Genomic DNA, 22365 nt, shown 5'->3' with positions numbered 1-22365 from the left:
TATGAAGAATTTGAAAGTTGTTTTTCTAGGAACGCCAGAATTTGCTAAGACCGCGTTAGAGGCTATACATCAGTCTCAACACGAGGTAGTTGGAGTGGTTACTGCACCTGATAAAGCCAGTGGAAGAGGACAAAAGTTAACAGCATCTCCTGTAAAAGTCTATGCTGAGGAAGAAGGATTACAGCTTTTTCAGCCAGAAAAATTAAGAAATCCTGAGTTTCTAGAAAGTATAAAATCACTTAATGCTGATATCTTTGTGGTGGTCGCTTTTAGAATGATGCCGCAGATGTTATTTTCTATTCCTGCGATGGGTACTTTTAACCTTCATGCATCGTTATTACCTGATTATCGTGGTGCTGCACCAATTAATTTCGCGGTGATTAATGGTGAAACAACAACGGGAGCAACAACGTTTTTTATCAATGAAAAAATAGATGAAGGGCATATTTTACTTCAAGATTCGGTTGATATTTTGCCAGAAGATAATGCAGGAAGTCTTCATGATAAATTAATGTTCTTAGGTGCTAAATTAGTTGTTAAAACATTGGATCAATTGGCAGATGGACAGCTTAAAGAGCATCCTCAGCCAGAAAAAGAAAATCCTAAAACTGCTTATAAGATTTTTAAAGATGACTTGAAATTAGACTGGAATCAAGCATCCAATACCATTCATAATTTTGTAAGAGGTATGTCGCCTTACCCGACAGCTTTTACAGTTTTGAATATTGAGAATGAAGATAAATCTTTAAAATTATTTAAAGGAAATTTTCAATTAGAAGATCATAATAATAATCCAGGAACGGTTTTTATTTCTAAAAATGAATTTAAAATAGCCACAAAAGATGGGTATTATTTCCCAGAAGAATTACAACTTCAAGGCAAAAAAAGAATGGCTCTAAAAGATTTCCTGAATGGTTTTAGGAATTTTGATCAAATAAAAATGGCTTAGTTAATCACTAAGCCATTTTGGTTTTTTATAAAGAAATCATCTCGGTAACTTCTACATCATAACCAGAAATTACAGGTTTGTGTTCTGGAGTCTGTGTAATAACTTTAAATTTACTGATGCCAAGATCTTTTAAGATTTGAGTTCCTATGCCATAATCTCTGTAGTTAGCCATAATGGTAGGATATTTCTCTTGACCTCCTTGGAAATTCATGAATTGTTGAAGTTTTCTCAATGTAGTTTCTGAGTTAGAAACATTGTTGATAAACACAATAACGCCCTTGCCATCTTTGTTGATAAGATTAGTTATTTTTTCTAACAATGGTTGCTCTCCGTTGGTAATTCTGCTTAATACATCAAAATATGAGCTAGAGGATTGTACGCGTACCATAACTGGTTCGTCAGCAGTCCAAGTCCCTTTTGATAGGGCAAAATGGATCTGATCGCCAGGTTTTTCTTGGAAGGCATAGAATCTGAAATCACCATAATATGTTTTGACATCACGCTCTTCAATACGTTCTACAAGATCACCTTTTCTCAATCTGTAATGGATAAGATCCTCGATAGAAATGATTTTAAGATCGTGTTTTTTCCCAAATTCAATAAGATCTGGTATGCGTGACATGCTACCATCGTCATTCATTATCTCACAAATTACGCCACCTTCCTTAAGACCTGCTAATCTTGTTAGATCTGTTGCTGCTTCTGTATGACCAGCTCTTTTAAGAACACCACCTTCCTTAGAACGTAATGGGAAAATATGTCCAGGGCGCATAAGATCAGACGGTTTGGTCGCTGTGTCCATAATAGCTTTTATGGTTTTTGCACGGTCACCAGCAGAGATTCCTGTTGTAGCGCCATTTCCTAATAAGTCTACAGAAACTGTAAAAGCAGTTTCTTTAGGATCAGTAGATTTACTTACCATAGAGTGCAGATCTAGCTCATCACAACGTTTTTCTGGAAGTGGCATGCATATCAAGCCTCTCGCATGGATGGTCATAAAATTGACAATCTCTGTTGTTACTAATTCTGCAGCAGCAAGAAGATCACCTTCATTCTCACGGTTTTCGTCATCAACAACGATAACCATTTTTCCGTTCTTAAGGTCTTCTATAGCTTCTGCTATGGTATTGAGTTGGAATTTTTCCATTTTACTATTTTTTATGATTGCAAAGATACTCAATAGAAGATAATTACTAAAGGATTTTGATTGATAACAATCATATTAGAGATTGAAATTATTATGGTAGAAATATTTTTCTGCTTGAGAATCAGACTCTAAAATATTTTTTTGCAAGAAGTCTTTGTTTTAAAGAAAAAATACTTAAATTTGCAAACCAAGAAACGGTGCTTTGGCCGAGCGGCTAGGCAGTGGTCTGCAACACCATCTACAGCGGTTCGAATCCGCTAGGCACCTCACTGGTAAACCCTAATTCATTTATTTACAATGTTTTAGGGTTTTTTGTTTCTCAATAATTCCAACCAAATTCCAACCATTTGAAAAAAGTGTGTTTTATTTCTTTTTTATGGACTCCGAAAATTCCGAAACATATTGAAACATTATTACATCAGTTAATTGTTAGACTCGTCTAACTTTTTTTTATATTTTATTCACATGTGTACAGATAGTGGAATATAGATAATCACATCAAAAAAGACCGTTCAAAATCTTCAATACTTGTATTTTCTTTTTTCTTTATTATTTTTGACAACTTTAAAAATCTTTTTGTTGGTTTGCCATTGTAGTGACTTTTAAAATGTTTGCTATACAATTGTTGATAAACCTCGTCATTTAACATAATTCCAAACATTTTGCTCCATTCTCGCATTTTCTTTGATTCTAATTGTTTTTCGTACATCAAATTTGGATTGGCGGAACGGTGTTTAAAATAACCGTTAATCAAATGTAATTTTCTGCAAACTCTTGCGGTCTTTGGACAAACGAAAAACCATAATTTTCCATTTCCCAAATTTGATGGTCTTGTGATGAGTTGGGCGGTGTATCTTATCTTCTCTGTATCTCGATATGTATAATCAAATGTAATTGAGCCGTTATTTTCCCCCGTATGAATAGATACGGATATTGAACCGTTGTTTTCTTTGGTGTTGCGGTTCGTCCAGTTTATCGTTGTAGTTACGAAATTATCGGGTGTTAATAATTTCATTCGTTTCAAATCTGCAATTGAAATCATTTTTAATCTTTCAATCTCTGTTGGATAGGTTGCATATCTTCCCATTGTTGTATCAGTTTATATTTAAACCTAAATTATTAAGGAACTTTTATATTTAATCTTTAATGAAAATTGCACCTCTAAAATTATAAAGGTGCATTATCATTAAGTTTTTCTATAATTCAAACGCTGGTCTGAACTCGTTTTTTAATGTTTCCAATTCCGCTATTTTGAAAAGTCGTTTTTGATAGTTCAAAATTCTATCTTCAATCTGTGCCATTTCGTGGGTGGTTTCCAAATTGTATTCCTTGTAAATCATTTTCAGCGTGAAGTAGTTTTGCATTAAGTCGTCCACATATTCCCCTAATTTTTCATTGCTCAAATAATCGTCTGCGGTCTGTGGGTTTATTTCTTGAATCTCGATTATGTTTTCCCAACATAGGTGGATTAAATCAGATTCGTCAATTGTGAGCGGTTCGTGTTTTCTTACTTTGATTGTAATTTTAAATTTTTCCATTGGTTTAAGTATTAATATGATTAAAAATTAAATTGCAGTTGTTGTTTGTTGTAGTTCCGTTGTTCAAATCTTTCACGGCTGTATTTCGGGTTGTGGGTTGGGTTGGTTTTGGCGTTTCGGATATTGTGCGCTATAAAATAATTTTGGCGGTCAAAACTTTTTCCCTTTTGTTTTTCTGTCAAATATTTTTCAGTTAGTTTTTGGTAGGTTTCGGGTTGGTTTTCTTTGTAATATTTCAAACCTTTAACGCATAAAAACTTACTCCCTTTTTTCTGCATTGATATATCCAATCCTGTAACTAAACATTGAGTAAAATGTGCATATTCCAAGTTTATCAGTGTAGAGGTGTTTATTTCATTTTGTAATTTTTCCCTATTTATGGGGGTTCGCTGTGTGGAATTTGCACATTTTGAGTAAATGAAAATTTTATCTACAATTTTGGTTTTTATTTGTTGGTGGAGGTTGTTTTTTCTCCCCAACATTTTGTAATATTTTTCCTTGTTTAGTTGGAAAGTATTTCGATGTTTTTCGGATATTAATTTGCTCCAAAATTCAACGTTTTTACCCTGTTCGATAAAACTTACCTCATCGGTGTTTGAGTTGCTCAAATCGGGTTCTTTGTTGCTACATAGAATAAAATCCCATTCGTTCAATAAACTTTGCCCTAATCGGTTGTAGGTTTCTAAATTCAGCAAATCAGTAGAGATGTTTATTCCGTAGGTTGCAACGTTTTTAAATTGTTTGGTCTTGACTTCAAAACGGAATGTGTTGGGATGGATGCCGTATTGTGGATAGTCCAAAAACTGCAAACCTTTAGCGTATGCCTTTATTTTTTTATAGCTGGTTGCATCGGTTATTCTGAAATATGGAAACTCTCCAATTTTGAAAGGTGTTTTTTTATAGAAAAATAGTCCATTGATGAGGTTTTTAATATCCGTATCGGGAATGATGTTTAAACCAAATTCCAAATTAACCACTCGTAAACTTTCAAATTCATCTTTTTTAATGCCTAAATACTCGAAGATGTCATTTAGTGAGTTTATGCAATCATAAGGCGTAAAATCGTTCCCATTGTGTTGGTATTGGTTAAAATGATAGTGTGGACTTATATTTATTTCCAAATGTCCGTAACCAATTACACTTCCGTTTTCTACTGCCTTTCTGAAATCTAAACTTAGTTTGATACCATATACAGAATGTTTCAATGAATGATAATAGTTGTTTTTCGGTTTACACACCACAAAATCGGGGTGCATTTGCATCCTCTCAATTATGGTTTGATTATCCGTTAAAAACTTAGTGTTATCTATCATTATTTTTCTATCTTTGGCGTATTGTAATGGTTGCCACTATTGCAAATTTTGAACATAAAGGGACTGCGGTTTGCACTCCCTTTTTTTGTTGTTCAATTTTAAAAAGGTGTTTTTGTTTTAGTGATATTTTCTTTTGGCGTTTCGCTATTGTACCAATCCAACCAATTCCGATACTCCATAAATTGCATAACTTCCAATACTTCCCCTGTAAGGATATAATGCAAGTCTGCAAACTCTCTAAATGATTGGTTTAATATTTCTTGTTCAAATCCTGCGGTAACGCCATTTTTTAACTCATCTTTGGCGTTATCCATTGCGGTTGCTAATTTTCTAAGTTCCATTGTTAAAAGTTTTGAATTAAATGTTTTACTAATCGGGTGCGGTCAGTCGCATTGTGTGGATAGAATTGTTTACAGGCTCGTATTTCAATCGTACCAACATTGGAAAGGTATTTGATAACGCACAAAGATTTTACACCCTGTATTGGCAAATCTGAATAGTAGAAATTATCTGTTTCCGTTGGTCGCAATCCTGTTAAGGTGCATTTACTCCAATTCGTAGCGTTGCGTATTCTCAAAAGTAAGTTTGCGCCCGAAATGGAATTATAACCGTTGTTTTTTTCTAGCCTTACCAGTTCAGATAATAGCGGTTTTTCTGCGGACTGCTGTTTGAATTGCGCAAAGGTCTTTTTAACCTCATCGAGGATGTAGGTTAATTTGTAGCTGTCGGGGATGTAAGTGGTTGCCGTTTTCATTATTAACTCAATTTGTTTTGGTTAATAATTGCATCTACTTCCGAACGTTTGAAGTACACACGGTTACCCATCCCATAACTAGGGATTGTATTATCCTTTCTCCAACGGTGCAAAGTGGAAAGGTCAATTTTTAGAAGTTTGCAGACTTCGGAACGTGTGAGGTATTCCGTTGGTTCTTTAGGTTGGAATTTTGCGGAAAGGTTTTCCGAAATTTCGGGAATAAGTGATTTTTTTAACTCTGCGAAAAAGTCGGGTAAATCATAACCGATAATTTGTAATTGACTCATAGTTTCTATATTTTGAAATTTTTGAAATTCTATGAGACAAAGGTCTATTTATAACGAATTAAGGGAGTGCAAAAACACTCCCATATCGCTCCCATAAATAATTTTTTATTGTTTTATTCCATTTCTTTTAATAGTTTTTTCATCTCATCTAGATACTTGTATGAGCCATATTTGTCAATTTGATAATTGGGATTTTTAGAGTTGATATTTAATCTGTTTTTATAAACAAACTCCTGTTTATCAGCATCTAGCAAAAGTCCTATTATTTCATTTTGTTTGTCATCCGATAAGTTTTTCATAATAGGCAAATCAAAAATTCCTAATTCCTGTAATAATGCTAATTTTTTTGGATTGGATAATTTAGATTTAGGTTTTAGGTTTGTTCCCTTAATTTGCTCTTTTTGTATTTCTACATCAAAAAATAAAATTACCTCTTTGCATTTTTCTTTAATAGTCTTTTGTTGAAGTGTTACATATTTATCGCCAACACTATACTCGCAGTATTCTTTAAGTATTTCTTTTGAATGGTGGATGTTAATTTTTTCAAGTAATTCTTTAACCAAAAGAAAACTCACCATAAACCTAATTTCGGGAATGTCTTTAAAATAATCTTCCATTGTTTTTTCGATTATCTTAATTTCATCGTCCGAAAAATTCCGCTCTAATTCGTTTAATTTTTCCCATCCTTTTTCTAACATTGGGTCTAGGATGTCGTCAATAGTTTCTAAATAATTTGTAAATTTTGTTTTTTCATTATGTAGAAATGTAGGATAATCATTACCACTATCATTATAATTTTGTAGTAAATTGTTTTTGTAATCCTCATCTATTATTTTATGATATTTTTCGTAGAATTCCTCTAATGTGTCGTCTTTGCTAAACATATTTTGAACGTTTGTAATTGGTTGCCTTTGTTTTAGTTGCGTTGAAATGTTATATCGGGGAAATAGAATACGTTGCGTAAAAATAAAGTATAACACCCTCTTTGTCTAATTATATCATCTTTAAGAAAATCATTAAAATCTTGGTTTTTTTGCCAATTTTTAATATAATCTAATCTAAACGGAATATCTGATTTAATGAGAATTTTCAAATCTGTAATACTCATTTCTTTAATATCTTTGCAAATTCTTGAGTATTCATTTTCCGATTGGATAATAAACTGCTCTTCGATTTTACCTTTACACTTCGGTATAAAATATATTGGTTTAATTGGCTCTATTGCTTTCATGGTATATTATTTAATTTCCTGACACTTTCAAACTCAATCCCAATGCATTGATGATCTGGGTAAAATTAGAAATCTGCAAATCTGTTTTGCCCTGTTCTATTTTTGCAATGTAGGCACGTTCTTTTCCTATCTTGTCGGCAAGTTCCTGCTGGGTTAGTTTTTGTTCCTTTCGGGTTTCTTTTATCAGTTCTCCGTAGTAATAGGCTAGTGCCTTTGCAGAAAACTCTTCACGTTCGGGTGTGCCGTGTTTACCGTATTTTTCAGCTAAGTAGTCGTTTGCGGTTGGTAGTTCTCTTTTTATTTTTTCTATGTCTAATTTTGGTCTGTCCATTTTTCTAAAATTTTAATTGCCTTTTTTATTTCTTTGTCGTAGTCCTTTGTTGCCTTTTTCATAAATCCCGAAATCAATAAAATGGTTGTTGCCTGATTGATATTTTCGTGGTCAATGGAAAAAGTTAATATCCGATATTCGTTTTCTGTTTGGATTCTCAACTCATGCAAATTTGTATTCGTGAGTTTCTTGATTATTTTAGAATTGATGACGGTTTGTGTTTCCAAAATGTCAAAAATATAAAGGATTTTGTTTCTTAGTCTTTCATTAGAATTTTCTACAAACTCATCAAATTCGGGTGTTCTAAATAATATTCTCATATCAATTACTATGCAAATGTAACAAATTAATTACATTCTGTTTTTAAGATATTTTCTGGTTTGATAGTTTTTTGAAAGTCTTTGCGGTCTGCATTGCCCAATCGTCTGCGGTTCTGCCTATGTAGTTCAGAAACATATTTTCTGTTTTGTGTCCTGTGATACTCATCAGTTGAGGTGTTGTAAATTCTTTGTTTCCGTAAAAATTAGTCGCAAACGAACGTCTGCAAACGTGGGAACTTACCAAATTATATTTTTCCGTTTCTACAATTTCGTTTTTCTTTTTGTCCTCATTGTACACTTTGCCCTTTATCATTTCGTCAATTCCTGCGAGTTCGCAAACCTTTTTGATGTGGCGGTTAAACAGTACTGCATTGGAATCAAAATTAACGGCAAGTATTGGCGGAAAATCTCCGTTGTATTTTTGCAAAAGGGTTTCCACCTCATCGTGGATTGGTATTACTACTTTTTCCCCTGTTTTCTGCTGTTTAATCTCAATGAATCGGAATGCGTTCCCCTCGCTGTCAGTTTTGGTGTAAATCATCCGTTTGTTCATCCTCAAAAGGTCAGATACTCTCTGCCCAAGATAGCAACCAAGTACCAACCAATCTCGGGCAATGTTCCAATCTGTATTGAGTGTTGTAACGTCTTTTATTTTCTCAATCTCATCAAAGGAAAGGAAAACTTTGTACTCTGTGTTGGTTGTTCCTGTACTGAATCCTCTAATGGAATAATGGATAGATTTGCCACTTTGCTCTGCATCAAATAAAACTGTTTTCAGATTCTTAATAAATCTTACGGCTGTGGTTTCCATCAGGTTGCAATCTGTGATAAGGTAGTTTTTGAAATCAATTAAGATTTTGGAACTTACATCCTGCAATAGAAAGATTTTCTTTTTCTTCTTTTGATAAGATAGAAAACGGTCTTTCAGGTTGTTGTATTTTTTTAATGTAGATTCTGTGTAGGATGCAGTACTGCGTTTGAAGTCTGTGAAGTTTTGCAGATAGTTTATGAAAACAGAATCATCTTCTTTGACTTCGATGCGGTTGTAGAATTTATCAATCTTTTCCGCTAACCAATCTTTTGAGAAAATAACGCCTTTGGAATAATCAGAATTATATTCTTTCAAAACAAAGGTTTCCAACTCATTTAGCTCTGTGTAAAGTATTTTGAACTCTGGTTGGGTTTGGATAGGTCGAGATGTTTTTACGCTCCAGTATTTCGGATTGATGATTTTCCCTGTTTTGATTTGGAAAACATTATCTCTATCAATTGAAAAACGGATATAGATTTGAGCGTTCTCGGTTTTGTGTAAAACCCGAAATTTAACGGTTGCCATATTTGAAATTTTTGAACAATCAAATGTACAAAATCCGTTGGAATTAATTCCAACCAAATTCCAACCGTTCTGAAATTTAGTAAAACGCTATGCAACTACATGCCATTGTAAAGTACCATTAATAAAGGATTTGTGGCGTATTTTTAAGTTTTACGAAAATGCTATAAAAATCGTTTGTCGGGTACGCTAGGCACCTCAATTGTAAACCCTAATTTATTGTTAACCAATATTTTAGGGTTTTTTTTATGGGGTTATTTCTTTAATCTTAAAATGACAGGGAAATGATCGCTGTAGCCATTCATATAACGTGAGCCAGAATAAGTTCTTGACGGATATTTGTTATGTTTTCCATCTTTATTTTTCAATCGGATGTTATTGTAAATTTCTGCAGTGATATTTTTAAATTGATCTTTCAGTAATTCATTAGAAAAAATAATTTGATCAAATAATACACCTTCTTTACCATGAAATGAAGAATATACATTTTTTTGAAATAAATCTTCAAAAGGATTCGTTAAAACGCGGTGCTTATCTTTATCATACAGTAATTGCTGGATAACGTCTCCATCAGGATTTTCATTAAAATCACCCATGATAATAACGGCTTCATTTTTTTGATACAAAACTTCTAATACTTTGTAAAACTCATTAATGATATGTTTCCGTAGATCTTTTTTAGCATCCTGAAGCCTTTTGGAAGGAAGGTGGACGGTAAATGCATGGAGTTTCTGATGATTGAAAATAAACTCAGCATGCAAAATATCTCTAGTTTTATTTTCTGAATTATCATCAATATTGAAATTTAAAAATTGAGAGTGTATCAATTCTAATTTTGATTCGTCATAAAGCATTGCGACGCTTAAGCCTCTAGAATCCTGCGATTTTTGATAAATTATAGAATGTTTACTAAGCGGAGAATCGTCTTTTTTAAGATCTTCCAAGACGGATAAAGCGCCAATTTCTGCCAAACCTACAATAAGAGGCAAGCTGTTATAATCTTCATAGATAAAACGAAATACATTTTTTATTCTGTTGATTTTCAAATTGTATTTGTAAGGATTCCAGTTATAAAGTCCAGAATAAGGACGATTTTGAAATTCTGTATCTGGCGGGAAAAAGTTTTCTACATTATAAAAAAGTATTAATTCAGAATTCATAGACATCATGGAAATGTTGAAGATTTGCACAAAAATAAGGTTTCCCATAAAATAATTTGAAATAAAATTACTATTATTGCGCGATTATTAATAATGGGCGGGCAAACTAACTTTAAAAATACTTTCTATTTCGACGTCCTTAGCTTTATAATGAAGTAAATCGAGAGAGTGAAAAAACTATGAAAAAAGCTTTATATTGTGCTATGATAGCGGCTTCTGCCTTATCAATGACGAGTTGTGGTGTAATGTTTGGAGGGAGTAAGTATGCAGCAGATATATCTGTTGAAAATCATCCCAATGCAGATATTTATGTTGACGGTAACAAAATAGGAACAGGAAATGCTCATGGGCTTTTTTCTAGAAACCGCGTGTTAAACGTTCAGGTGAAAGAAAATGGTTGCGAGCCTAAAACTCAAACTTTTGATAAATCTTTCAGAACAGGTAATTTTATACTAAGTGTTATTTCTTGGGGAATTATCGGTATTGGGGTAGATTTAGGAACGGGCGCAGCTTATAAGCCAGCACATAACTCTAACCCTAATATCCAAAAAATTAGCGATAAAAATTATAAGTTTACAGTCGATTATTCAGAATGTAAGAAGCCTTAATAGTATCGTGAAATCTTTAAGGTATCATGCTTTAATAAAAAAGTCCAAAGAGAAATCTTTGGACTTTTACTATTTTATGAGAATGTTGTAATTATCCAATACTTGGGATAGTTACATTTTCGTTAGTGTCTTTTTCGTAATCAATTCCATCCATTTCAAAACCAAAAAGATTAAAGAAGTCTTTTCTATAACCTTCTATGTCGCTTATATCGGCAAGGTTTTCTGAGGTAACATTGTTCCAAAGTTTTGCAACTTCTGCTTGTACATCGTCAGCCATTTCCCAATCGTCAATACGGATTCTTCCTTTTTCGTCTAAAGGAACTTCTCCATTTTCTGTATATAATCTATCCGCGAAAAGACGTTGTATCTGCTCAATGGTTCCTTCGTGTGTTCCTTTGGCTTTCATTACTTTATACAATAAAGAAATATACAATGGTACAACAGGGATTGCCGAGCTAGACTGAGTTACCAATGCTTTGTTAACAGAAACATAAGATGTACCATTAAGCTCAGACAATAGATCGTTAAGAACAGTTACAGTCGCTTCTAAGTCATTTTTTGCTTGTCCAATTGTTCCGTTTCTATAGATTGGGAATGTAAGTTCAGGGCCAATATAAGAATAGGCAACAGTTTTTACACCATCTGCCAAAACGCCAGCATTTTTAAGATCTTCCATCCAGAATTTCCAATCTTCACCGCCCATTACAGCGATGGTGTTGTCTATATCTTCTTGATTTTCTACTGGCTGAATGCTGATGTCAGAAACAACTCCAGTGTGAAAATCTACAGTTTTATTAGTAAAGGCGTCGCCAATTGGTTTAAGAACAGAAGCGTAAGCAACACCTGTTTTAGGATGCGTACGTCTTGGAGATGCTAGGCTATAAACGACTAAGTCAATCTGACCAAGATCTTGCTTGATAAGCTCTATTGTTTGCTTTTTGATATCATCAGAAAAAGCATCACCATTAACACTTTTAGCATATAATCCAGCAGCATGAGCTTCTTTTTCGAAAGCTGCTGAGTTGTACCAACCTGCAGTTCCCATTTTTCCTTCAGAGGCAGGTTTTTCAAAAAATACACCAATAGTTGCTGCATTAGATCCAAAAGCCGCTTCGATTCTTGATGATAAACCGAATCCAGTAGAAGCACCAATGACTAATACTTTTTTAGGACCGTTTTTTAGTTCGCCTTTAGATTTAACATATTCAATTTGATTTTTAACACTTTGCAAAGCACCATCAGGATGCGCTGTTAAGCAAATAAAACCTCTTGTTCTTGGTTGGATAATCATTTTTATTATTTTTAACATCGCAAATTACGCATTTTTTAAATTATCATCAACAAGTTCTCACTTAAGTTGAAATATTGTATCTTATTTTTTTTAAAATTGAATAAATGAAAATTAAAAATAATTATGGTGACTTGGTAGAGTTTGATGTCAAAAAACTAGAAGCATCACTGTCTAATTCTGGCGCTAGGTCTGCCGATGTCAAAAAAGTTTTGGATATTATCACGCCCAAATGTTATGAAGGTATTAGGACAAGAGATCTTTATAAAATGGCTTTTGATGAACTTAAAAAGTTGCCCAATGCCGTTGCCGCTCGATATAGTTTGAAAAAAGCATTGTTAGAGTTGGGGCCTGCGGGATTTTATTTTGAACAATGGATTGCAAGAGTTTTTGAAGCTTTAGGTTATGATACCGAAACGGGCAAACATATAAAAGGTCACGCTGTTACACATGAGGCGGACGTTATCGCCAAAAAAGATGATAAAACTTATTGGATGGAGTGCAAGTTCCGGAATAGTACCGAAGCTAAAATATCTGTGACGACACCAATGTATGTCTTGTCAAGAATTAGAGATATTTCTGAGATTGATTATCAATTATTCGGTGGTAAGACGAGGTTTACAGATGGCTGGTTGGTGACTAATAGTTATTTTACATCAGATTCTGTTGACTTTGCCAATTATTATAACCTCAAATTATTATCATGGGATTATCCTCAAGATAGAGCTTTGAAGAATCTCGTAGATGCTAATGTTCTCTATCCAATAACATGTCTGACAACTCTTGATGACAAAGAAAAATCAAAGTTATTAGAGAACCAATGTCTTTTGGTAAAAGAGTTGGTGGATAATACTCAATTTCTACAGCTTCTTAACCTTAGTGTTAACCAAGAAAAAGAAACAATGCAAGAAGCAAGAGAATTACTTCAAATCAAAATTTCAGAATAAAAAAAACGAGCTTTCATTATAGAAAGCTCGTTTTATAATCGTTATTTCCCTTTTTGAGGAGGATAATTAGCCATTATGTCTGCAACAATTTCTGGGATTTGTTTTTGTTTAGATTTAGGAGAGTCTACAGAGATGCCACTTCCTATACCTTGCCAAACTAACTTGTTGGTTTTAGCATCAACAATATCGACAATAATCGTTCCGCTGTTGTAAGTGTTAGTCCAAGTTCTATTCATCCCGAAACCCCAGCCCCAAGGTCCGCCCCAACCGTACATTCCGTAAGGAGAGCTAGATTGTATATCTTGGATTTTTTTATGAGATGCTTTAACGTTAATAATTAGATCTGGTGATTGCGAAGAAGTTAATCCTTTGCTTTGCACCTGCTTAGACAATTCGTTAAGTACACGATCTTTGTCTAGGTCATTCATTTTTAAATCATCTGTACGAAACAGATAAGTTTTATACTCGTTAAAGTTAGCTGTAGCAGAGTAATCGGATCTTACCTGGAAAGGGCTACAAGATGTTATTAGTCCTGCGGTAGCCAATGCGAAAAGAAAAACATATTTTTTCATTGTTGGTCGAGATTTTTTTTATCCTTAATAAATGTGTCCGTTTTTTTATCATAACCATAAGGGCAATGTCTACAACCATTCTTGCAACAATAGCCTCTTTTAAGGTGAAACTTTGCCGTAAAAACGCGATAGCCATCTTCATTATAATAAAAGTCTTCGTTTTCTTTGATATCGATTTTGGGCATAAGTTAAAAGTTATTTCAAAAAAAAATTATCTTTGATAGATGATAATCATCTGTCAATCTTTGCTCAAAAATATGAAAATTTCGGGGATTACGCTGTTTCCGTTTATACTTCTTCAAAATCCAAAAGATCGTGATAATAAAACCTTGATTAATCATGAGAAAATCCATATCAGGCAGCAGGTAGAATTGCTCATTATTTTCTTCTATATTTTATACGTTGGAGAATTTTTGTTTTGGTATTTCATCCTCAAACATCCTTATAAAGCTTATCGCAGAATCTCTTTTGAGCGAGAATCTTATGGGAATGAAGATAATTTCGATTACCTTAAAAAAAGAAAATTATGGTCATTTCGTAGGTATTATTAATAAGCTTTGGGCGTTTCCCTCATTTCGGGTATTCCGCCGCTCGCTTCGCTCGCGCTCTATATCCTCACTCGGGTCGGTCTTCGGGCAGTCGCTGTCATAATCTTTGCGTTGCTACAGATTATAACGAGCTCCAACAATGCCCTTCGCCCTAACGCAATATTTGAGTGATAATTAAGCTAATGTGTATATTATTTAGAATTTAGTTAAGTTTTATGGCTTTTAATATTTTGACAATCAGTATTTTGTGCTGGTTATTTAGAATCGTGTTAATTTTCAAATAAAAGCATTGTCGATTTCTAAAATAATATAAATTTGCACTTTAATTTAAAATTATGTCGCAAGATCAGAAAGGTCATTTAGATGTCAGTAAGTTATCCTTTTTAGGAATCATAGTTTCCCTAGGAATTGTTTTTGGAGACATTGGTACCTCGCCATTATATGTGATGAAAGCTATTATTAGTGCAGGTAAATCTGGCGGAGTTATTTCCGAAGAATATATAGAAGGCGCATTGTCTTGTATTATCTGGACGTTAACATTGCAGACCACGATAAAATATGTAATTATTGCTCTAAGAGCTGATAACAAAGGCGAAGGCGGGATATTATCATTATATTCTTTAGTTAAGCGCTTCCGAAAAGGATGGTTATATCTTATTGCGATTATTGGTGCTGCGGCTTTGGTTGCAGATAGTATTATTACGCCATCGCTAACCGTGATGTCTGCTATAGAAGGTCTGGAGTTAGTGATTCATAAACCGCCAGTTGTACCTATTACGTTAGGTATTTTGGTGCTTATTTTTGTTGTACAGCAATTTGGTACAGCTTTTATTGGTAAGTTTTTCGGGCCAGTGATGGTATTATGGTTTCTGACATTAGGCGTATTGGGTCTTATACATTTGGTAGAAGCACCAACGGTTCTTAAGGCTTTTAATCCAATGTATGGTATCAAGCTGATATATAATTCGCCGTCTGCTATTGTTATTTTAGGAGCTGTTTTTTTGTGTACAACTGGGGCAGAAGCTTTGTATTCTGACTTAGGACATTGTGGACGATCTAATATTAGAATTAGCTGGGTGTTTGTGAAAAGTATGTTGATTCTTAATTACTTAGGGCAAGGAGCTTGGTTGCTTAATAATTATCATGAAGTTTTTAACGGTAAAAATCCATTCTTTGGGATTATGCCAGAATGGTTGATTTTACCAGGTGTAATTTTGGCTGCTGCAGCTGCAATTATTGCGAGCCAGTCAGTGATTACGGGAGCATTTACAATGTTTTCTGAAGCAATGTCTATTAACCTTTGGCCTAATCAAGAAATAGAATATCCTTCTGGAGTTAAAGGTCAGATGTACATCCCGAGAATCAATTGGGGGATTCTAGCTTTATGCGCCATTGTAGTGATGTTTTTTAAAGAATCTGGTAAAATGGAGGCTGCTTATGGATTATCCATTACGGTGACAATGTTGATGACGACGGTATTGCTTGTATTTTGGTTTTTCAAGACTAGGACTAATAAATTATTAATAGGGCTTTTTGCAGTCGTATATTTAATTATAGAAGGAGGTTTCTTTAGCGCTAACATTATCAAGTTGCATGAGGGAGGTTGGATTTCTGTTGTGTTAGCTGGTTTTATTGGGACTTGTATGTACGCTTGGTTTAATGGTCGTCAGATTAAAACTAAGTTTATAAAATATGTGAAGCTAGAGAAGTATGTATCTACTATCAAAGATATGAAGCTAGACGAAACCATACCGAAGTATGCAACTAATTTAGCATTTTTCAGCCGTGCCAAAAGAGATGATGAAGTAGAGTCTAAAATTATATATTCCATCATTAGATCTCAGCCGAAGAGAGCAGATCATTATTTTATTTTGAATATTATTAATCAGGAAGAGCCTTATACTTTTAAATATCATATTGACGAAGTCTTGCCAGGGACAATATATAAAGTTAATTTCCTGTTAGGTTTCAAAATTGATAGAAGGATTAACGATTATTTTGCTCAGATCTTAGAAGATATGATGACGGAAGGGACAATACCATCTAGAAGTAGTCATCCGTCACTTAGAGGACATAATATCCCGCCAGATCTTAAGTTTGTATTAATTGATAACGTGTATATTAACGATTATCTATTGACAATAAAAGAGAAAATCATCATGAATATCTATAACTTCGTGAGAAGAATGGGGAGTAATGATTTCAAATCTTATGGTGTAGCTTCTCATAATGTTGTTGTAGAGTCGGCGCCATTATTAGATCAGACTTATTTAATAGATAAAATACAACCCGTAAAAAATCATTCTTCGGAACTATAAAGGAAAAGTTTTAATACAAAAAAATATCGTAATTTTGTATTATCATTTCGATTATGGATACAAAACAAAAAGAGCTTAATATAGCGACTATCAAAGATGTGTTACGTCAATATCTTATGGATAAAGGATTTCGTAATACGCCAGAACGTTATACAATTTTAGAGGAGATATACAATTTAGACCATCATTTTAATGTTGATGATCTTTATTTGATCATGATGCAAAAAAAATATCATGTAAGTAAAGCGACTATTTATAATACAATAGAGATTTTCTTAGATGCAGGCTTAATAAGAAAACACCAATTTGGAGAAAAAACATTAAGTTCTTCATCTTATGAAAAATCTTATTTTGATAAGCAGCATGACCATTTGGTAATCTACAAGGAAGGAACGGATAAAGAAATTTCAGAAATTATAGAATTTTGTGATCCAAGAATCCAGGGGATTAAAGAATCTATAGAGCAAGCTTTTGGAGTATCTATCGATACACATTCTTTATATTTTTATGGCCATAAGAAGGCATAGTCAATGAGGTATTTATTTCTTGTCGTCTTTTTTTTTAATGTTTGGGTTAATGCTCAGGTATCACCTAATACATCTTCTGTAAAAGATCCTTTCTTTAGCAATCCCGCGACTACACAACAAGAAGCGTCTCAAAAAGTTCGTTATGTCCATTCTGATACAGCAGGAGTTAAGCCAGATAAATATGATGGTAACATGGTATTTTCTGGTAATGCAAAATTTGAGCATCAAGGTTCTGTATTAACAGCTGATGAGGTTGTTTGGTTTAAAGAAACAAACTTCTTAAAAGCCATTGGTAATGTTGTACTAACCAATGCGGATGGGACAAGGATTACTTCTGGCGAAATGGAGTATGATGGTAATACACAGCGCGGTATTGCCAGAAAAAATGTAGTTCTTACCGATCCTAAACAGACGATAAAGACAGAAACTCTTTATTACGACAGAGTTCCTAATACGGCTTATTTTAATACAGGTGGGACTATTACTACTGCAGATACATCGATGTACACTAATTCTGCTACCTATTATATTAATTCTAAAGACATAGATTTTGTAGGGAAATCAACGATAGATACCAAGGATTATACAATTATAAGTGATAATATTAAAAATAATCAGATCACTAAATTATCTCAGTTTTTTGGGCCAACAACAATAAGAAGTAAAAAAAACTATGGCGATTATATCTACACAGAGCAAGGCGATAGTTCTGATATAACAGGTATTTCTCACCTTAACAAAAACTCTAGGATTCATTATAACGGTAAGATTTTGACGGGTGATAAGATGGAGCACAATCGCAATACGGGATTCGGAAAGGCGATAGGAAATGTTATGCTTGATGATCCTAGAGAAAAACGTTACATAAAAGGCGGTTATGCAGAGGCGTATGAGAAAAAAGATTCTGCCGTTGTCACTGAGAAGCCTTATTTAGTTAAGATTTTAACAAAAGACTCTTTATACGTTGCTGCGGATAAATTTATAAGTTATCAAAAGCCTGATTCTACAAAAATCAAAAAAAGTTATTTTAGAGCTTTTCATAAAGTGCGTATTTTCAAAACCAATTTACAGGCACGTGCAGATTCTTTATCTGCTAATGAGACAGATGGTGAGATGCATTTTGTAGGTAAAGCAATGGCTTGGTCTGGCTTCAAGCAAATTTCTGGTGACGAAATCCGTGCCTATGCCAATGTCAAAACAGAAAAATTAGACTCTGTAAAAGTCTTGGGAAATGCTTTTGCAATCAGCAAGGCAGATTCTCTTAACATGAAAGACGAGTTCAACCAGATTAAAGGTAAGTGGATGGGCGTCTATCTAAAAGAAGGTAGCATAGACTTGGCAAAATCTGTAGGCAATGCTCAATCTATTTTGTACGCAGACGACACAGACGAAAAAACCAAAGAAGTCAAGCGTATTGGCGTCGCCATTGCAGTTAGCGGAGAGATAGAAGCTCAATTTATCGAGAAAAAATTAGAAATCATCACCTATAATATCGGTGCTCAGTCGGACATTTATCCCATGAGCAAGATTTCTAGAGAAAAGCGATTTTTCCCAGATTTTAATTGGAACACCAAAGATCGACCTCAGAAATGGACGGATATCTTTTTAGATTCGCCCAATTATGAAGACATAAAATACGAGTCCGACGACATATTTTATAATAGAGCCGAAGAAGAACGATTAAAACTCGAAGAAAAAAACAAACCTAAAACACCAGTTAGGGTTAAGCGTTAATTTTTTATTTGGGCGCCATTTCCGTCTTCGGTTCCCACTCTTTTTGGGAAGCCTTCGCTATGCTCAGCTTCTCAAAAAGGAGTTCCACCTACGCCGGGGCGCAGTATCGTGTTTCTTGTCAATAATAGACAAAAAGAAGAAATCTAAGTTTTTTTATTTCAATAATGAATTTCAATTTTATAGCAATATACAATGGACGTTAGAAAAGATTTTTTTAAATATCAAGCCAAAACTACTCAATTTGCCGCAGGCTTCGAGGTAGAAAAAGCAGTTGGTAATTATATATACGGAAAAGACGGAAAAGCCTATCTGGACTTTGTAGCTGGTGTTTCTGCCAATACATTAGGACATTCATATCCCAAGATTGTTTCGGCAATCAAGGAGCAGGCAGATCAATATCTCCATGTGATGGTTTATGGTGAATATGCTCAAGAGAAACCAGTAGCATTATGTAAGCTTTTAGCAGATGCTACACCAGAGCCTTTAGAGGTTACCTATTTGGTTAATAGCGGTGCAGAAGCTATAGATGGTGCATTGAAGTTAGCTAAGCGTTATACAGGCAGAGAAGAGATTATTTCTTTTAAAGACGCTTACCATGGTAATACACATGGGGCATTAAGCCTTGCAGGTAATGAGTATCATAAGAGAGAATTTCGTCCGTTATTACCAATGATTAACTTCATAGAGTATAACAACGAAGACGATTTTTTAAAAATTACAGAAAAAACAGCTTGTGTTGTTGTAGAAACTATCCAAGGTGCAGCAGGCTTTATAACGCCTAATTCAGACTATTTTATCAATCTTAAACATAGATGCGAGGAAGTTGGCGCTTTGTTAATTTTAGACGAAATTCAACCTGGATTTGGTAGGACAGGGAAGTTGTTTGCTTTTGAGCATTATGGTATCGTACCGGATGTTTTGGTAATGGGTAAAGGTATGGGCGGTGGAGTTCCTGTAGGAGCTTTTATGAGTTCTGCAAAGATTATGGATAGTCTTTCTCATTCTCCTAAGTTGGGACATATTACTACTTTTGGCGGTAATCCATTAATTGCTGCAGCATCTCATGCGACTTTAAAAGAAGTTTTAGAAAGTGGACTGATGGATGAAGTTGACGAAAAAGAACAGCTTTTCCGATCATTATTAGTACATCCAAAAATTAAAAACGTTAATGGTAAAGGATTAATGTTAGCAGTTAATCTTGGATCGCCAGAGGTTACATTGCGCGTAGCACAGCTTTGTATGGAAAAAGGATTGATCGTTTTTTGGCAACTTTACAGAAACGAGTACCTTCGTATTTCTCCAGCATTAACGATATCTAAAGAAGAAATAGAAATTGGTTGTCAAATAATCATTGATGTTTTAGATGGTATTGAATAAAAAATGATAGATACTATCTAATATTAACAAATAATTAAAATTATAGAAAAAGTGATAAAAAACATATTTTTTTTGTCACTTTTTTTTATTTTAGACCAAGTAAAAGATTTGCAAATAAGAAATTAATTTATATATTGCGCACACTTAAAATATATGGAATATGGCTAAAACGAAAGTTCAATATGAATATCATATGCACTGTCTATCAGAGATTTTGTACGAGTATCTAGCAAGTGCAGAAGGTCTGTCAGAATGGTTTGCCGATGAGGTTGTAGAGCGTGGCGATGACTTCTTTTTTAGCTGGGGAGGCGGCCCTGCAGAAAGAGCCACAATGATTAGATATAAACCAGAAAGTTTTGTGCGTTTTCGTTGGGAAGAAGATGAGGGGACAAAATATTTCTTCGAGATGACCATTATTATCGATGAGATTACAGATGATTTGTCACTTAACATCACAGATTTCTGCGAGCCAGGCGACGAAGAAGAAAACCGACTATATTGGGAAAATCTTGTTGAAAACTTGAAAATAAAATTAGGTGCAGCATAATGATAATGAACGATTTTATCGTTCATTATTTTTTTATAGAAGTTGAAAATCATGCAAAAGTTAATTTTTACAGAAGACAATTTACAAATTGTCAACCGTGCATTTCTTTATGGCGATGCAGTTTGGGTATCTTTTTTTGTAAGAAACGGACAATTAATCATGGCAGAAGAAAGCTATTTTTTTCTAATGGCTTCCATGAGAAAAATGAGGTTAAACATCCCGTTGACTTACACTTTAGAGTTTTTTCAGAATTTATTTCAAGAAAAAGTTTTAGATCAAGGCGTTAATCAGGCGATTATACAATTTATGGTATACCGTCAAAATGAAGATGGAGCAAGTCTTACAAAGACTAAAACCTCTTTCTATTTTGAAGTAGATCATCAAGATCCATTGGCGCTACAGTCTAATGTTGAGATGGATATGATTAAAGAAATTAATGTTAATAGTAATCTCTTAAGCAATATCAGAGTCCATAGTGCAGAGAATATCTATGCGGGTATCTATGCCAAAGAAAATGATCTGGATGATGTTATTTTGCTTAATCCTAATAAACGTATTGCGAGAACTGTTTTTGGTAATCTTTTGTTCTTACAAGGAGATGTTATCAAAATCCCAAAACAATCAGAAGGTGCTTATATTTCGCCATTAATGGAGAATTTTGTCACCTTTGTTCATAAGAATAAATTGGCAGAGATAGAAGAAGCAGAAGTTATTGCTTTCGAGTCTCAAAAGTCTGATGAGATTATCAGAATTTCTGACGAAAAAGGAATTCATCCAGTGTCAAAAATCAGAAATAAAACCTTTACAACAGAGAGATTTTCTGAGATGATTTCTCAATGGAGAGAGTCTTTTGACAAAGAAAATGTTTAGATAAGTTAAAGCATAAAAAGGAGTTTCATCTTAATTGAAACTCCTTTTTTTATATTGAATAGAAAATTAATTTTTCTGTATAAAGCTTAATATTTTTTCAGCAGCTTCAGTTTTACCAATTTCACTATTATAGTAATTACGATCATCCTCATTAGAGATAAAGCCTAGCTCTAACATAATGGCTGGAGAAGTGCTTTGTCGTAGAATATGAAGATTAAGATGCTTCGTAAGGCAATTATTGAAATTCTCAGCCAAAGATTCTGCTAATTTTTTAGAAGTGTCATTGTCTTGGTAGTAGATTTCTGATCCTTTTCTTTCCGTATTATTCTGCATACTGTTCATGTGTAACGAGATCACCATATTCGGTTTTTTGTTATTGATAAAATTAGAACGCTCTACAAGTGCAGGATATGTATCTTGATCTCTTGTTAAGATAATTTCAATATTTTTATCTTTATTCAACGCTTTAATTTTCTTTGCAATATCCAGTACAATATCTTTTTCTTGGATGCCGTTTCTCATACTGCCTTTGTCTTCGCCACCGTGACCAGCATCTATAACGATGATTCTTTTTTCGGGATTATTACTAAAAGAAAAGCTCAGAAGAATAGCCAGTAAGAAAGTAAATTTCAATAATGATTTCATAAGTTATTTTTTTGTTTAACA

At 33.9% G+C, this 22365-nt stretch carries 27 protein-coding genes and 1 tRNA gene; 11 read left to right on the top strand and 17 right to left on the bottom strand.

The annotated features are described in order from the left end of the window. Nucleotide 1 precedes the first annotated feature (1 nt). The gene (gene fmt / locus ACQQ6V_RS08445) at nucleotides 2–949 is read left to right on the top strand and encodes a methionyl-tRNA formyltransferase (protein WP_448845097.1); all 948 of its coding nucleotides are present in this window, start codon (nucleotides 2–4) and stop codon (nucleotides 947–949) included. Nucleotides 950–974: 25 nt separating this feature from the next. On the opposite strand, the gene ribB is transcribed toward fmt, so the two are convergent. Next, nucleotides 975–2096, bottom strand: coding sequence for a 3,4-dihydroxy-2-butanone-4-phosphate synthase (gene ribB / locus ACQQ6V_RS08440; RefSeq protein WP_448845096.1), 1122 nt, complete (start codon nucleotides 2094–2096; stop codon nucleotides 975–977). 196 nt (nucleotides 2097–2292) lie between these two features. On the opposite strand from ribB, the gene ACQQ6V_RS08435 reads away from it, so the two are divergent. After that, nucleotides 2293–2363 (top strand) — tRNA-Cys (locus ACQQ6V_RS08435). Between the two features lie 226 nt (nucleotides 2364–2589). Here ACQQ6V_RS08435 and ACQQ6V_RS08430 read toward each other — a convergent pair. The 12 genes from ACQQ6V_RS08430 to ACQQ6V_RS08375 form a co-directional block, all read right to left on the bottom strand. Next, nucleotides 2590–3183, bottom strand: coding sequence for a hypothetical protein (locus ACQQ6V_RS08430; RefSeq protein WP_448845095.1), 594 nt, complete (start codon nucleotides 3181–3183; stop codon nucleotides 2590–2592). A gap of 109 nt (nucleotides 3184–3292) precedes the next feature. Further along, nucleotides 3293–3634 carry a hypothetical protein gene (locus tag ACQQ6V_RS08425; RefSeq protein WP_448845094.1) on the bottom strand — a complete coding sequence of 114 codons (342 nt, stop codon included), beginning with the start codon at nucleotides 3632–3634 and terminating at the stop codon, nucleotides 3293–3295. A 20-nt stretch (nucleotides 3635–3654) separates the two neighbouring features. Further along, a complete protein-coding gene (locus ACQQ6V_RS08420) occupies nucleotides 3655–4947 on the bottom strand; it encodes a hypothetical protein (protein ID WP_448845093.1) in 1293 nt (430 codons plus the stop codon). Nucleotides 4948–5045: 98 nt separating this feature from the next. Further along, nucleotides 5046–5288 (bottom strand): hypothetical protein, encoded by a 243-nt coding sequence (locus ACQQ6V_RS08415; RefSeq protein ID WP_448845092.1) that lies wholly within the window; start codon nucleotides 5286–5288, stop codon nucleotides 5046–5048. A gap of 2 nt (nucleotides 5289–5290) precedes the next feature. Continuing rightward, nucleotides 5291–5701, bottom strand: a complete 411-nt coding sequence (locus tag ACQQ6V_RS08410; protein WP_448845091.1) for a hypothetical protein — start codon at nucleotides 5699–5701, stop codon at nucleotides 5291–5293. A 2-nt stretch (nucleotides 5702–5703) separates the two neighbouring features. Then, nucleotides 5704–5988, bottom strand: a complete 285-nt coding sequence (locus tag ACQQ6V_RS08405) for a helix-turn-helix domain-containing protein (protein ID WP_448845090.1) — start codon at nucleotides 5986–5988, stop codon at nucleotides 5704–5706. A gap of 113 nt (nucleotides 5989–6101) precedes the next feature. Continuing rightward, nucleotides 6102–6872: a hypothetical protein gene (locus tag ACQQ6V_RS08400; protein WP_448845089.1), complete on the bottom strand. Its 771-nt coding sequence runs from the start codon at nucleotides 6870–6872 to the stop codon at nucleotides 6102–6104. A gap of 32 nt (nucleotides 6873–6904) precedes the next feature. After that, complete coding sequence (locus tag ACQQ6V_RS08395; RefSeq protein ID WP_448845088.1) at nucleotides 6905–7219, bottom strand: hypothetical protein; 315 nt, start codon at nucleotides 7217–7219, stop codon at nucleotides 6905–6907. Nucleotides 7220–7229: 10 nt separating this feature from the next. After that, complete coding sequence (gene relB, locus ACQQ6V_RS08390) at nucleotides 7230–7550, bottom strand: type II toxin-antitoxin system RelB family anti-toxin (protein ID WP_448845087.1); 321 nt, start codon at nucleotides 7548–7550, stop codon at nucleotides 7230–7232. Next, nucleotides 7532–7870: a type II toxin-antitoxin system RelE/ParE family toxin gene (locus ACQQ6V_RS08385; RefSeq protein WP_448845086.1), complete on the bottom strand. Its 339-nt coding sequence runs from the start codon at nucleotides 7868–7870 to the stop codon at nucleotides 7532–7534. Before ACQQ6V_RS08385 ends, relB begins: the two co-directional genes overlap by 19 nt. A gap of 43 nt (nucleotides 7871–7913) precedes the next feature. Further along, complete coding sequence (locus tag ACQQ6V_RS08380) at nucleotides 7914–9206, bottom strand: tyrosine-type recombinase/integrase (protein WP_448845085.1); 1293 nt, start codon at nucleotides 9204–9206, stop codon at nucleotides 7914–7916. 251 nt (nucleotides 9207–9457) lie between these two features. Further along, nucleotides 9458–10363 (bottom strand): endonuclease/exonuclease/phosphatase family protein, encoded by a 906-nt coding sequence (locus tag ACQQ6V_RS08375; RefSeq protein WP_448845084.1) that lies wholly within the window; start codon nucleotides 10361–10363, stop codon nucleotides 9458–9460. Between the two features lie 179 nt (nucleotides 10364–10542). Here ACQQ6V_RS08375 and ACQQ6V_RS08370 point away from each other — a divergent pair, with 179 nt between their 5' ends. Continuing rightward, on the top strand, nucleotides 10543–10971 hold the full coding sequence (locus ACQQ6V_RS08370; protein WP_448845083.1) for a hypothetical protein: 429 nt from the start codon (nucleotides 10543–10545) through the stop codon (nucleotides 10969–10971). 91 nt (nucleotides 10972–11062) lie between these two features. Here ACQQ6V_RS08370 and fabV read toward each other — a convergent pair whose 3' ends face one another. Next, nucleotides 11063–12262, bottom strand: a complete 1200-nt coding sequence (gene fabV / locus ACQQ6V_RS08365) for an enoyl-ACP reductase FabV (RefSeq protein WP_448846190.1) — start codon at nucleotides 12260–12262, stop codon at nucleotides 11063–11065. Nucleotides 12263–12366: 104 nt separating this feature from the next. Here fabV and ACQQ6V_RS08360 point away from each other — a divergent pair, with 104 nt between their 5' ends. Further along, complete coding sequence (locus ACQQ6V_RS08360) at nucleotides 12367–13206, top strand: restriction endonuclease (protein ID WP_448845082.1); 840 nt, start codon at nucleotides 12367–12369, stop codon at nucleotides 13204–13206. 41 nt (nucleotides 13207–13247) lie between these two features. On the opposite strand, the gene ACQQ6V_RS08355 is transcribed toward ACQQ6V_RS08360, so the two are convergent. Beyond that, nucleotides 13248–13778: a DUF4136 domain-containing protein gene (locus tag ACQQ6V_RS08355; protein WP_448845081.1), complete on the bottom strand. Its 531-nt coding sequence runs from the start codon at nucleotides 13776–13778 to the stop codon at nucleotides 13248–13250. After that, complete coding sequence (locus ACQQ6V_RS08350) at nucleotides 13775–13963, bottom strand: C1orf53 family protein (RefSeq protein ID WP_448845080.1); 189 nt, start codon at nucleotides 13961–13963, stop codon at nucleotides 13775–13777. Before ACQQ6V_RS08350 ends, ACQQ6V_RS08355 begins: the two co-directional genes overlap by 4 nt. Nucleotides 13964–14002: 39 nt before the next feature. Between ACQQ6V_RS08350 and ACQQ6V_RS08345 the strand changes: the two genes are divergently transcribed. From ACQQ6V_RS08345 to ACQQ6V_RS08315, 7 genes are all read left to right on the top strand, one after another. Beyond that, the gene (locus ACQQ6V_RS08345) at nucleotides 14003–14329 is read left to right on the top strand and encodes a hypothetical protein (RefSeq protein WP_448845079.1); all 327 of its coding nucleotides are present in this window, start codon (nucleotides 14003–14005) and stop codon (nucleotides 14327–14329) included. Between the two features lie 332 nt (nucleotides 14330–14661). Continuing rightward, complete coding sequence (locus ACQQ6V_RS08340; RefSeq protein ID WP_448845078.1) at nucleotides 14662–16644, top strand: KUP/HAK/KT family potassium transporter; 1983 nt, start codon at nucleotides 14662–14664, stop codon at nucleotides 16642–16644. Nucleotides 16645–16697: 53 nt separating this feature from the next. Continuing rightward, on the top strand, nucleotides 16698–17171 hold the full coding sequence (locus ACQQ6V_RS08335; protein WP_448845077.1) for a Fur family transcriptional regulator: 474 nt from the start codon (nucleotides 16698–16700) through the stop codon (nucleotides 17169–17171). Between the two features lie 3 nt (nucleotides 17172–17174). Continuing rightward, a complete protein-coding gene (locus ACQQ6V_RS08330) occupies nucleotides 17175–18905 on the top strand; it encodes an OstA-like protein (RefSeq protein ID WP_448845076.1) in 1731 nt (576 codons plus the stop codon). A gap of 192 nt (nucleotides 18906–19097) precedes the next feature. Then, nucleotides 19098–20282: an aspartate aminotransferase family protein gene (locus tag ACQQ6V_RS08325; protein WP_448845075.1), complete on the top strand. Its 1185-nt coding sequence runs from the start codon at nucleotides 19098–19100 to the stop codon at nucleotides 20280–20282. Nucleotides 20283–20442: 160 nt separating this feature from the next. After that, a complete protein-coding gene (locus tag ACQQ6V_RS08320; RefSeq protein WP_448845074.1) occupies nucleotides 20443–20829 on the top strand; it encodes an START-like domain-containing protein in 387 nt (128 codons plus the stop codon). A gap of 51 nt (nucleotides 20830–20880) precedes the next feature. Then, nucleotides 20881–21699, top strand: coding sequence for an aminotransferase class IV (locus tag ACQQ6V_RS08315; protein WP_448845073.1), 819 nt, complete (start codon nucleotides 20881–20883; stop codon nucleotides 21697–21699). 66 nt (nucleotides 21700–21765) lie between these two features. Here the strand turns inward: ACQQ6V_RS08315 and ACQQ6V_RS08310 are convergent, their stop codons facing one another. Further along, nucleotides 21766–22344, bottom strand: coding sequence for an N-acetylmuramoyl-L-alanine amidase family protein (locus ACQQ6V_RS08310; RefSeq protein WP_448845072.1), 579 nt, complete (start codon nucleotides 22342–22344; stop codon nucleotides 21766–21768). Nucleotides 22345–22365: the final 21 nt, after the last annotated feature.

This window comes from Chryseobacterium electrogenes, from assembly GCF_053553015.1.
The sequence above is the reverse complement of the archived record's forward strand: the minus strand, read 5'-3'. Positions and strand labels throughout refer to the sequence as shown.

What these genes read in the sequence shown, in the direction of transcription:
- fmt (WP_448845097.1), top strand. Translation starts at nt 2, where the DNA reads ATGAAGAATTTGAAAGTTGTTTTTCTAGGAACGCCAGAATTTGCTAAG.
- ribB (WP_448845096.1), bottom strand. Translation starts at nt 2,096, where the DNA reads ATGGAAAAATTCCAACTCAATACCATAGCAGAAGCTATAGAAGACCTT.
- ACQQ6V_RS08430 (WP_448845095.1), bottom strand. Translation starts at nt 3,183, where the DNA reads ATGGGAAGATATGCAACCTATCCAACAGAGATTGAAAGATTAAAAATG.
- ACQQ6V_RS08425 (WP_448845094.1), bottom strand. Translation starts at nt 3,634, where the DNA reads ATGGAAAAATTTAAAATTACAATCAAAGTAAGAAAACACGAACCGCTC.
- ACQQ6V_RS08420 (WP_448845093.1), bottom strand. Translation starts at nt 4,947, where the DNA reads ATGATAGATAACACTAAGTTTTTAACGGATAATCAAACCATAATTGAG.
- ACQQ6V_RS08415 (WP_448845092.1), bottom strand. Translation starts at nt 5,288, where the DNA reads ATGGAACTTAGAAAATTAGCAACCGCAATGGATAACGCCAAAGATGAG.
- ACQQ6V_RS08410 (WP_448845091.1), bottom strand. Translation starts at nt 5,701, where the DNA reads ATGAAAACGGCAACCACTTACATCCCCGACAGCTACAAATTAACCTAC.
- ACQQ6V_RS08405 (WP_448845090.1), bottom strand. Translation starts at nt 5,988, where the DNA reads ATGAGTCAATTACAAATTATCGGTTATGATTTACCCGACTTTTTCGCA.
- ACQQ6V_RS08400 (WP_448845089.1), bottom strand. Translation starts at nt 6,872, where the DNA reads ATGTTTAGCAAAGACGACACATTAGAGGAATTCTACGAAAAATATCAT.
- ACQQ6V_RS08395 (WP_448845088.1), bottom strand. Translation starts at nt 7,219, where the DNA reads ATGAAAGCAATAGAGCCAATTAAACCAATATATTTTATACCGAAGTGT.
- relB (WP_448845087.1), bottom strand. Translation starts at nt 7,550, where the DNA reads ATGGACAGACCAAAATTAGACATAGAAAAAATAAAAAGAGAACTACCA.
- ACQQ6V_RS08385 (WP_448845086.1), bottom strand. Translation starts at nt 7,870, where the DNA reads ATGAGAATATTATTTAGAACACCCGAATTTGATGAGTTTGTAGAAAAT.
- ACQQ6V_RS08380 (WP_448845085.1), bottom strand. Translation starts at nt 9,206, where the DNA reads ATGGCAACCGTTAAATTTCGGGTTTTACACAAAACCGAGAACGCTCAA.
- ACQQ6V_RS08375 (WP_448845084.1), bottom strand. Translation starts at nt 10,363, where the DNA reads ATGAATTCTGAATTAATACTTTTTTATAATGTAGAAAACTTTTTCCCG.
- ACQQ6V_RS08370 (WP_448845083.1), top strand. Translation starts at nt 10,543, where the DNA reads ATGAAAAAAGCTTTATATTGTGCTATGATAGCGGCTTCTGCCTTATCA.
- fabV (WP_448846190.1), bottom strand. Translation starts at nt 12,262, where the DNA reads ATGATTATCCAACCAAGAACAAGAGGTTTTATTTGCTTAACAGCGCAT.
- ACQQ6V_RS08360 (WP_448845082.1), top strand. Translation starts at nt 12,367, where the DNA reads ATGAAAATTAAAAATAATTATGGTGACTTGGTAGAGTTTGATGTCAAA.
- ACQQ6V_RS08355 (WP_448845081.1), bottom strand. Translation starts at nt 13,778, where the DNA reads ATGAAAAAATATGTTTTTCTTTTCGCATTGGCTACCGCAGGACTAATA.
- ACQQ6V_RS08350 (WP_448845080.1), bottom strand. Translation starts at nt 13,963, where the DNA reads ATGCCCAAAATCGATATCAAAGAAAACGAAGACTTTTATTATAATGAA.
- ACQQ6V_RS08345 (WP_448845079.1), top strand. Translation starts at nt 14,003, where the DNA reads ATGATAATCATCTGTCAATCTTTGCTCAAAAATATGAAAATTTCGGGG.
- ACQQ6V_RS08340 (WP_448845078.1), top strand. Translation starts at nt 14,662, where the DNA reads ATGTCGCAAGATCAGAAAGGTCATTTAGATGTCAGTAAGTTATCCTTT.
- ACQQ6V_RS08335 (WP_448845077.1), top strand. Translation starts at nt 16,698, where the DNA reads ATGGATACAAAACAAAAAGAGCTTAATATAGCGACTATCAAAGATGTG.
- ACQQ6V_RS08330 (WP_448845076.1), top strand. Translation starts at nt 17,175, where the DNA reads ATGAGGTATTTATTTCTTGTCGTCTTTTTTTTTAATGTTTGGGTTAAT.
- ACQQ6V_RS08325 (WP_448845075.1), top strand. Translation starts at nt 19,098, where the DNA reads ATGGACGTTAGAAAAGATTTTTTTAAATATCAAGCCAAAACTACTCAA.
- ACQQ6V_RS08320 (WP_448845074.1), top strand. Translation starts at nt 20,443, where the DNA reads ATGGCTAAAACGAAAGTTCAATATGAATATCATATGCACTGTCTATCA.
- ACQQ6V_RS08315 (WP_448845073.1), top strand. Translation starts at nt 20,881, where the DNA reads ATGCAAAAGTTAATTTTTACAGAAGACAATTTACAAATTGTCAACCGT.
- ACQQ6V_RS08310 (WP_448845072.1), bottom strand. Translation starts at nt 22,344, where the DNA reads ATGAAATCATTATTGAAATTTACTTTCTTACTGGCTATTCTTCTGAGC.